Origin of the sequence: Acinetobacter sp. H1(2024) (assembly GCF_046557555.1) — a bacterium.
GTDB lineage: Bacteria > Pseudomonadota > Gammaproteobacteria > Pseudomonadales > Moraxellaceae > Acinetobacter > Acinetobacter seifertii.
On record NZ_JBKGFO010000014.1, the window covers coordinates 1 to 9,492 of the forward strand.

Sequence of the window (9,492 nt, forward strand, 5' to 3'; positions counted from 1 at the left end):
CTATCTTTATCACCCCTTAAACCTATCTTTATCACCCCTTAAACCTATCTTTATCACCCCTTAAACCTATCTTTATCACCCCTTAAACTATTGCAAACAAAGGATTTCAGCCTGTCTAAAAGCATTAAAAACTATTAAAAATAATTAAAAGCCTCGTCTGGTCAAAATTGCCCTTGGTTTTCGCTACGCTCAAACTCTATTGAATCTCGCTTTCGCTCGATTCGGGGGGCAATTTTTTGGCTCTTTTCGTTGTGAATTTGAGAAAAAAGCAAAGGCAAGAGCAAAAGCAACTCGGAATTCGCTTCGCTCATAGCACTTTATGCTCGCTCCGCTCGGTCTAGACTCAAATTTTTGCATCTAAACTTCACTTTTTTAGGTTAATCAACCTAAAAAAGCGGTTTTTCAGAGGGCCGAGGCGCGAATTTTGGGGATGTCGCTCGTAGACACTCGCTTGGTTAAGCCGTTCTTATCGTTTATAGATGCGGTGTCATTTGCTTCTATTTGCGTTTAGAGGCACTTTTTTGTTTTTTGGGTACTGATCTCTAGTTCAGTTTGAAATGATCGTACTATGGCGAAAATACAGCGTTTAAACGTGATGTTTGTTCATTGCTCTGGTGTTTTGTTGAATGGGTTTCTTTGATCTTGTTTGGCTTCTTGTATAAATCGTTCAATTTCTTGGTATTGGCTTGAGTTGGCAATTTCTTGGGTGACTGTCTGTAGATCCTTGTTAGTTTGTTGCATAGTTTTACCGATCAAGGCCATACGAAATAAGGTTTTCAGGTTGTCCAAGTCCTGATTGGAGTGGGTTATTTGAAACTTTGCTCGTTCAAAAATACCTAGATAGAGTGAACCGATAAAGTATTTGATCTGGTCTTCTCGTTTTTTCTGTTGTTTCTGGTTTTGTTTTTCCTTTTGTTGTTCTGGATTCAGGGCTTTTTCTATTTTCTGATTCAGGTTTTTCGCTGCGGTCTGGTGGCGTTGCGTTTTGAGGATCTCATCCAGTGCATCGTGCATGGCAAAGTAGGCATCGATGTCATGTTTTTGATGGAGCTTGAGGATGTTTTGTTCCAGTGCATTGCGTTTGGCAGGTTCTGTCTGTTGGATCAGTTGCAGCTGAAGCATGCGTTTGTTGTAGGCATTGCGTTCATAGCGACATTTTTGGATCAGTTGTCGGTCTTGCTCACTGAGATCCTGAAGACTCTTTTTGTTTTTGAGCATGTGCAGGCAACGTTCTTCAACTCGGCGTTTGAACGGTAGATTGAGGATATGCGTGCCGAGTTCATTGATTTCTTTTGCGGTGAGAACTAACGCTTTGCGTCCTGCCATTTGGATCTCATTTTGCCGTGGATTGAGACCATGTTATCGTCATCTTGTGGGCGTTTAAACTATTTTTTATGCCATGCATAAAAAATAGTTTATCTCGTTTCCGTGTCTTTTTTTGACAATAACCGCTAAAGCGATTATTGTCAAAAAAAGACACTCCTCCTCGCTCCTGCGGAGAGCCTCCTTTGCGAATTGGATCTCAGGTGAATTCGGCATGTTTTACATGAATATTCGGCACAATGTGAAGAAGGATTCCAGTTCCAAGAATACCTTCCATTATCTGACTCGAACCGCGCATTTTGCCGAGCAAAAGGCCGATGAAGAATTGGAGTTTGTGCGTTCTGGAAATATGCCTGCTTGGGCTGTCGATGCGCCTGCAAGCTTTTGGCATAGTGCGGATCGTTATGAGATTGCTCGAGGTCGAACCAGTTCAACCTTGACTGTGGCTTTACCAAAAGAATTGTCGAAACAGCAGCGTAAAGAATTGGTCGAGGCCTTTATTCAGGAATTTGCTGATCAGTATCAGTTCCCTTATACCGCAGCGGTGCATAATCATCCGAGTGAGCTGACAGGTGAAGATCAACCGCATTTGCATCTGATGTATTCTGAACGGAGTATGGCCGATGGGATTGAACGACCACCAGAGCAGTTTTTTAAGCAGTATCGTCCAAAGAATCCCACTAAGGGTGGCGCACAGAAATTAACGGCTGATGCGTTGGGCTTTGGCCGTGATCAGGTCAAAGCCTTTCGAGAAAAAACTGAGCACCTGATTAATCAGGCTTTGGAAATGCATGCACCGATGAAAACCGTGATTCTGGAGGGTATGGAGATTGTTGTTCCAAATCGAGTGAGTCATCTGTCTAATCAGGAATTTAACCAGAAGTATGGAACGCAATTGCAGGATGTTCCACAGATCTACCGATGGAAGTTGAAAAGTGCCGATCCGATGATTCAGCTTGAAGTTGAGGCACAGACGCAAACCATTCAACAGATTCGGCAATTTAACAAGCTCCAGATCTACCAAAAGGAGTACAACCAAGCCTTAGAGCAGCGTAAAAATCAAGATCTAGATCGTGATGATAGCTATACGCCATCATGGTTCTAGGAATATTGTGAGGTTTTAAATAAAGCTTTTGGAGGTCGTATGAAGACTGGAAAACAAATTCTTGAGGGTTTATTTGACGATCAACGTGCTGCTGTACATGATCCCCATCATCCAGTGAATGATCAGCTTCGCGCCAGTCTATTGTGGAAGAAACATTTACTTGAGTTGATTCAGATCCCACGGTATCAACTGAAATCAGATGACAGCTATGTTTTTGTATCTGATATTCCAGAGTATTTTAAGGCACAGTTTGAGCAATATTTTTTAGGCCAGAAGCTGTTACAGCATGTGGATCGTCCTGAAGAATCGAGACTGGATAGCAAACGTTTAGACAGTTTTATTGCCTATCTCAAAGATCATCCAAGTTATAAATCACAGCAGCGTGGCCAAGTATGAAAAAGAACGTAGATGCAGAGCGTATTCGAGCTGCTTTTAAGGCAACGCAAGGGATTGTGGAGCATTCATTTGAGCAGCATGTAATTGATGCCAGTCAAGCGGATGTAAATGCGATGATTGAACGGATTGCGTCTGGGGAGTCTAGTTTTGAGGAGGAAGATGAGGTGTTAATGATGAAGTGGAGAGCTATGAAAGCCTTAAATAATAAGAGGTAATAAATTAGTATTTTAGTGCTAGATAGGTTTAAATTTATAAAATCTATTTAGGTAAAATTATTTTTGGATTAGTAATGAATTCCCCTGTATCTAGACCTGCTAATAAAACAGAGTCCCCATCATACTGAGCATCTTTAATGACTCTCTCAAGAGAGGTATTTCCATTAATAATGTTTACTAAAATCTTAAAGTAACCTTTTAATATATGTTTCATTTCAGATTGTAGTTCATCAGGATTGATCAAAATACTATTAGGATAATCATGAAATACTCTTTTATATACAGCCCCCCAATCATCATTTAAGTCAAAATATAAAATTGGATAATGATAGTCCTGTATACATGGAATGACATAATTAATACCATCATGACTAGCTTTTACTTGAAGCCCCGCAGGTTTAGCAGATGACCTACTTTGTGATGGACTTATAGCTAACAATTGGTCTTCATTGTTATTTTTATGAATCCACAATATATCTCTTTGGGTGTCACAAGGATTGTAATGTTGTTGATATAATTTTTTTGTTCTTTGAGAGCTTGTAGCCACAGCAATATAGTCATCTAGAATACTATTCCTTCGGATTCCACTCCTAGCATACATACCTAAAGTTCGATTTACTTCAGGATATGCATTGCACCAATCAACAACTAATGATTCAGCTATAGAGCCTATAATTCGTGTAGCATCAGCTTGAGCATTTCCAGTAAAGATATATTGCAGTTGTATATTTTCATTTATATAGGCTTCTTGCGTTAAGATATCTATTAAAGTTTTCCCAAAAATTGCTGCTTGTATCTCAAAGTTAGGGCATTTTAAAAATTCTGAATAATCTTGAGTATATTTAATAATCCCATTATCACCTTGTACTGTTATCTTGATATGTGAAGGAATATAGATAGACAAAATAATTACTCTTTAACTAGCAGGTTGGCTTTCTTAAGAAATCTAATAAATCCTGTTCTAGTGCAGGTTGCTCCCCAACTGATTTAAAATATGCTTTAGCATGCTCCCCAAGGCCCTTTAAAATATTAAAGTATGGTTTTTTTAATAAATCATGGGCATTATCAGGATATAAAGCCAAAACTAATGCTCGGCCTTCCTCACTTACTGCATATACAACTACAGCATCACAGCTGTCACAATGGCTTCTATCAAATGGAGCTAAATTAGGTGAACTTTTTGAATCCCAAAATTCTTTTTCTTTTTGGGGAATTTTAGAAACCAGAACATGGACTTTGCATAGTGCCGACTCTTCAATACCATCTGGACGTTCAAGTGGTCTATCTCTCCCAAAGTCAGGGCTATATCCATTTTTCCAATATTCAGCAAAATATTGAGCAATTGTTAATCGTTGCTCGTATTCAGCACTACCTTCAACTGTTCCTTGGAAATATATAGGGTGTACTGTAACTTTAAGACGTGGTATTTCCAAAAAAGCACCTCCTATACCTTTAATTTAAAAAATAAAAGTATATAGAAATGCTAAATATATTGTAAGAATTAAAGATCTAGGAATTTACCTAAATATTCGTTAGGAGTAATTGTCGCATAACCATTTAAAGTATCTTCACCTATCTTATGAAGCTGTTTTTGGGTTAAATTGACTTTACTTGACAACGGTATTTTTTTCTCTTGTACTTTAACTTCAGTTGTATTTTTATATTGATTACTCATAATACAAACCTCTTGTACATATTGAAAATTAATATTTGAATCAATCATTTACAATACCTATTAAAAAGCTTGATTAACCTTAGTTATTAACGATTATTTTAGTTGCTAATTGCAAATTATTCTTTTCTGAATAATTTGCAATTAGCAACTAAAAAATATAAACCTTTGTTTAATAAAAAAAATTAGTAAAAAACGAAAAAACTTGACAAAACCAAATTAAAATAATATAAGTCCTAAGGACTTATATTATTTTAATGTTTATATGAAGATTGAAAAAATTATAGCAAATTGGATTGATGAAGAATATGAATTGAATGTCATTTCCAGACAGCAACTTTTTCTAAAATATTTAGAACTCTGGTTTACAGATACTTTTAATGGTCAAGTTATTGAAAAAAATAAATATTTCTCAAATAAAAATTTTTATAAATTATGTGATTATCTTATAGATGAAAAAATTCTTATTGGATTTAATCATAATACAAGAGGCTATACTTATTTCATAAAGAAAGGAAGTAAGCCCACATCTGAAATGGCTGTAAGTGCAATTTATCCTATGGGGTTTTTGAGTCATCATACTGCTATGAATCTTTATGGGATTGGTAACACTCAGACAAGTGGAATTTATTTCACCTGTCCAGCTAGAAAAGATTGGAAAAACATATGTTTAAAGAATATTAAGCAGCGATTCAAAAATTTAAATATTTCAAGATCTATATCTAATGAATATATTGAAATAAATGGCCTTATCTTAAGTACACAATCTATTTTAGACCCCTATCCACATCAAAATATTTTAGAGGAAGCGGGATCTACAAAGGCTTTAATTATAATTAATAAAAAAAATTTAGTGGAAAGTGAATGGTGGAATCAATGTCATATACAAAATATAGTAGATCTTTATTTAGACATGCTTAGAGCACCTCATTATTGTGGAGGTATTAGTCATGTTCTAAAGATCTATCATGATTTTCTACTAAAAGATAAAGATCTATTCCAAGAGCTCTTAAACACCTTGGATAAAACAGGCTCAATTATTGACAGAGCAAGATTTGGGTATGTTTTTGATAAGATTTTTGGTATTCAAGGATCGCTGATAAATGAATGGAAAATTGAACAAAAAGATAAGAGAGGAAGTTCAAGAAAACTATTTTCAAATTTCAAGTTTGATTCTTTTTTTGATGATGAGTGGAATATATCCATTAATCATCCAACAATTAAAAGTTTACATCAGAACTTAGGTTTTAAGATTTAACATAAAATTATTATTTGTGATGTTTCAAACTTCGGAAATAAAAAAACCCCGACATCCTGTCGGGGTTTTTCGTATTTGGTATTAGGGTCAACTCCTGTCATCCCTCGCGTCCTGTCGCTGATCTTCTTATTTTTATCTGGAACATCCTGTTCTCAATGAGGCAATGATATGCAATCTGGTGGTGTCTGCCTATTGGTGATTTTCTTGAATGCCTGTACGCCAGAACGTACATGCAGATATCCTCAAATTATCCCAAGAATTGTCCGCAGAAAATGGGGATAAAAGTGGGTTATTGAGGCATTGAGAAATCAGGAAAATTTGGATTTTTGAATATTTTTTAACCAATTTTATTGGCAAGAAGTATCAAACTTGTTCAAAAAAACTACGCATTGTTTCGAAAGCGGATTTTTGGTGTTTTTTTGCGTTATGTAAAATATATAAATATTTGATTTAACTAAAATAATAAAGAATGATTTCGGATAACGCCCATTATGTTAAATAGGTGGTGTTTGAATTTTTTCTAATCCAGTATAGTTAGAGTATATCCAAGTAATATTTGATAGCCATATCTCCCTATAGTTAACTTTCATCAAATATATTATTCCATTCAATTATTTGGGAATCATGTAACAATATTACTGAATGAGACTCTGCAAGCTGTCTTGCAGATTTAGTATAGTCATTATTCGTAACGACAATAGCTCCAAAAGCCTCATAGAATCCTTTGGCAGCGATAACTTCTTGAACAGCTTTGTTTCCAACAGGTTGGCTATACAGTTTACATTGAACGACGAATTTCATATTATATTTTTCTATAATAATATCAGCACCTTGGTCTCGACTTTTTGGTGTAATTAATGTATCCCAACCAAGTATTTCAAACATATTACTAACTATAGATTCATATTCATGATAGTCTTTTTTTTCATCTACTAAATAGTTATCCGTATCAACATTATCTATGTTTTCTAGTAACGCTATTCTATCTTCTAAATCTGTACATTCGTAAACTTCATTCAATTCGATTATTGATAAAACCTCATAATAAAATTTTTCAGAATCAAGATAATTATAATGTTTTTGCTTATTTAATTCTTTGTTAATTACTTCAGGTGTATGATTAATAAGAAATTCAATAATTTCACCTGATCTTTTTTTTGTGAATTTTTTGACTTCTTTATTCCAGTCTTCTTCTACTAAGTCACCATAAGAATCAATATATATTAGTTGTTTTCTTTTTAAGAGTAATTTAGAAATATAGTTATTAGATATTAAATAATGTCTGATTATTGCTGTTTTTATTGATTCGCAAATTTCTTCAAGATTATCTCCAAAGAATGGTGTGCTGTCTCTATGAAAGTGATTAATAAACCATTCTTCTTGGTCACTTTCATTAACAATTAATTTAGACAGTTCTACGGCAGAAAGTGATCTTTTGAAAAAGGAAAACATATAGAATTCTCTTATAGTTTAATTCTTAATAGAAAATTATAATTCAGTTTCAGTAATACAGAAGCCTTTTTTATATGCTTATCTATAATTAATTTAAATTTTTAAGTCTTCAATTTTTCTAAAATTAACATAATACACCTTATGCGAAGTCAATTTGTTAACTTAATTTAAATCAATATCTTAAGTAATTTTACTCAGCCCGATCAACCCAGATCGGGCTTTTTTATGGATTCTTCACGTTCCACGCCTAGTATTTAACCATTGTTCCACAATTTTGATTAGCTACAGTCAACAATGCTCTCACCCATTCGGTAAGAAAAAGCGACTGAGAAAGCCTCTTTTCGGCTGCTCTGGTTCTACGTGCTCTGGCACTGGAATACGCTTATTTTCTGTTTCGACTGGAGTAGTCAATCCGTCATCTTTCGGCTCGGGTTCTGACCGAGGATCTGTTGCTATATCTGGAGCAGATTTCTGATTGGTAAACGTAGTCATATTGGATTGTGGGGGCTTCATTTCAATGAGTGTCAGCAGTGTATCTATACGAGCATTTGCCTTGGCTTCACGATCTTCGGCTTTTTCTAACTGTTTTTTTAGAAAATCAATTTGGTTTTTGAGTTCTACAACTGTTTTATCAGTGTATTCAGATGTATTTTGATTTTGTATTGGAGACGTATCGATACGTTTTACTTGTTTTACTCCAAAAGGTTCTCCATAGACACGAAGAAGTTCTGAAAAATCTATAAAACCATCGTGGTCACGGCTTAACACACCGTTTTTTATATCTTTGTATAGCGTAGCTCGAGATTTTTTATACAGGGTTGCAGCATCACTAACACTGTATTTTGTAGCTGTATTCATAGTGTATTGCTGTGTATTTTGAAAACGTATTGGAGAATACAATATGTGTATTCTCCAATACACTCAAGCTTTAAAGCCTAAGTTTTTTAGATGAGGCAAAAACTGTTTTTGCTGTATTGGATCTCTTAGCATTTCTTTGATTTTCGCGGCTAGGCTCTCATAGCTTTCATTACCATTTGCTAAGTTTGAAAATTCAGGTAGTCGTGAAAGCTGATTGCCAAACATATTGATTTGAGCATCTGTCATTTGTTGGAATGCTGTTTGGGGCGTTCTAGTTAATTCTCGTTGAGATGGCCTAACTTTCGATTTAATTCTGAATTGAATGTCAGTGATAACTCGTCCTTTTTTGAATTGGTCATAGTCAACGGTAATATCAGTGTGTTTATTAATTTCACTTACTGCTCTGTCTAATACGTTGGATTTAAAGTTAGACATTGTTGAATATTCAGTCGCGTCAAGACCTAACTTTGATCTAAGATCGTTAATACTATATTTCTCAGTTTTTGCTACATTCAACCATTTAATTAATAGCTCATATAGTCTTATGCTATATTTACTTCTAAAATCAGATACTTGCTCTATATGATATTTGGTAAATTGTTCGCTTAATCGGCTAATTAAACTGATAACTTCGTTGCTAAGGTATAAAACAATAAGACCATTAGAATCTACATAGGTCACTTTGTTTACCCAATTTGCTGTAGTAAGAGCCTCTAGGCCCTTATATCTATCTAAATAACTGAACTCCCTTCTTTTTAGTGTTTTTGCTGCCTCTCTGAGCAAGCCATAGGCATTATTACTATCCACTTTAAATTGATGAATGTAGTCACTTACAAGCACTTCTATTGGTGTATCTGGCGTGAGATTAGAAGACTCTCTAGCTCCAACTATGGCCAAGAGCATAATACGTTGCTCTATGAGTGATAAGTTAAAAGAAGCATCGATAAGAGCATTATCTTTAACAACTAATTTATTGTTATTTGTCATGATATGAAGCTTATTAATTCATTTAACTAGGTTATATGTCATATATTTTAAATAGTCAATAATCTATCTATTTATATACCCCTTAAACCTATCTTTATCACCCCTTAAACCTATCTTTATCACCCCTTAAACCTATCTTTATCACCCCTTAAACCTATCTTTATCACCCCTTAAACCTATCTTTATCACCCCTTAAACTATTGCAAACAAAGGATTTCAGCCTGTC

At 34.8% G+C, this 9,492-nt stretch carries 11 protein-coding genes; 4 read left to right on the forward strand and 7 right to left on the reverse strand.

Annotated features, from left to right (window positions below; genetic code table 11):
- Positions 1–603 precede the first annotated feature (603 nt).
- Complete coding sequence (locus tag ACLCEG_RS19180; RefSeq protein ID WP_114272064.1) at positions 604–1,326, reverse strand: hypothetical protein; 723 nt, start codon at positions 1,324–1,326, stop codon at positions 604–606.
- 211 nt (positions 1,327–1,537) lie between these two features.
- Between ACLCEG_RS19180 and ACLCEG_RS19185 the strand changes: the two genes are divergently transcribed.
- Genes ACLCEG_RS19185 through ACLCEG_RS19195 form a run of 3 tightly spaced genes read left to right on the forward strand, consistent with a single transcriptional unit; the run spans position 1,538 to position 3,039 of the window.
- Positions 1,538–2,428 carry a MobA/MobL family protein gene (locus tag ACLCEG_RS19185; protein ID WP_212277211.1) on the forward strand — a complete coding sequence of 297 codons (891 nt, stop codon included), beginning with the start codon at positions 1,538–1,540 and terminating at the stop codon, positions 2,426–2,428.
- Positions 2,429–2,467: 39 nt separating this feature from the next.
- The gene (locus ACLCEG_RS19190; protein WP_410568818.1) at positions 2,468–2,824 is read left to right on the forward strand and encodes a hypothetical protein; all 357 of its coding nucleotides are present in this window, start codon (positions 2,468–2,470) and stop codon (positions 2,822–2,824) included.
- The gene (locus ACLCEG_RS19195) at positions 2,821–3,039 is read left to right on the forward strand and encodes a hypothetical protein (RefSeq protein ID WP_410568820.1); all 219 of its coding nucleotides are present in this window, start codon (positions 2,821–2,823) and stop codon (positions 3,037–3,039) included. The genes ACLCEG_RS19190 and ACLCEG_RS19195 overlap by 4 nt, the downstream gene beginning before the upstream one ends.
- Before the next feature lie 43 nt (positions 3,040–3,082).
- Here ACLCEG_RS19195 and ACLCEG_RS19200 read toward each other — a convergent pair whose 3' ends face one another.
- From ACLCEG_RS19200 to ACLCEG_RS19210, 3 genes are all read right to left on the reverse strand, one after another.
- Positions 3,083–3,943: a hypothetical protein gene (locus ACLCEG_RS19200; RefSeq protein ID WP_410568822.1), complete on the reverse strand. Its 861-nt coding sequence runs from the start codon at positions 3,941–3,943 to the stop codon at positions 3,083–3,085.
- 16 nt (positions 3,944–3,959) lie between these two features.
- Positions 3,960–4,472: a hypothetical protein gene (locus ACLCEG_RS19205; protein ID WP_410568824.1), complete on the reverse strand. Its 513-nt coding sequence runs from the start codon at positions 4,470–4,472 to the stop codon at positions 3,960–3,962.
- 68 nt (positions 4,473–4,540) lie between these two features.
- Positions 4,541–4,762, reverse strand: coding sequence for a hypothetical protein (locus ACLCEG_RS19210; protein WP_410568826.1), 222 nt, complete (start codon positions 4,760–4,762; stop codon positions 4,541–4,543).
- A gap of 214 nt (positions 4,763–4,976) precedes the next feature.
- On the opposite strand from ACLCEG_RS19210, the gene ACLCEG_RS19215 reads away from it, so the two are divergent.
- Positions 4,977–5,969 (forward strand): hypothetical protein, encoded by a 993-nt coding sequence (locus ACLCEG_RS19215; protein ID WP_410568828.1) that lies wholly within the window; start codon positions 4,977–4,979, stop codon positions 5,967–5,969.
- A gap of 579 nt (positions 5,970–6,548) precedes the next feature.
- On the opposite strand, the gene ACLCEG_RS19220 is transcribed toward ACLCEG_RS19215, so the two are convergent.
- The 3 genes from ACLCEG_RS19220 to repM form a co-directional block, all read right to left on the reverse strand.
- Entirely contained in the window at positions 6,549–7,421 is an 873-nt protein-coding gene (locus ACLCEG_RS19220) for a restriction endonuclease (protein ID WP_410568830.1), read from the reverse strand.
- Between the two features lie 300 nt (positions 7,422–7,721).
- Entirely contained in the window at positions 7,722–8,279 is a 558-nt protein-coding gene (locus ACLCEG_RS19225) for a plasmid replication DNA-binding protein (protein WP_410568832.1), read from the reverse strand.
- A 63-nt stretch (positions 8,280–8,342) separates the two neighbouring features.
- On the reverse strand, positions 8,343–9,266 hold the full coding sequence (gene repM / locus ACLCEG_RS19230) for a replication initiation protein RepM (RefSeq protein ID WP_187406175.1): 924 nt from the start codon (positions 9,264–9,266) through the stop codon (positions 8,343–8,345).
- Between the last annotated feature and the right edge of the window lie 226 nt (positions 9,267–9,492).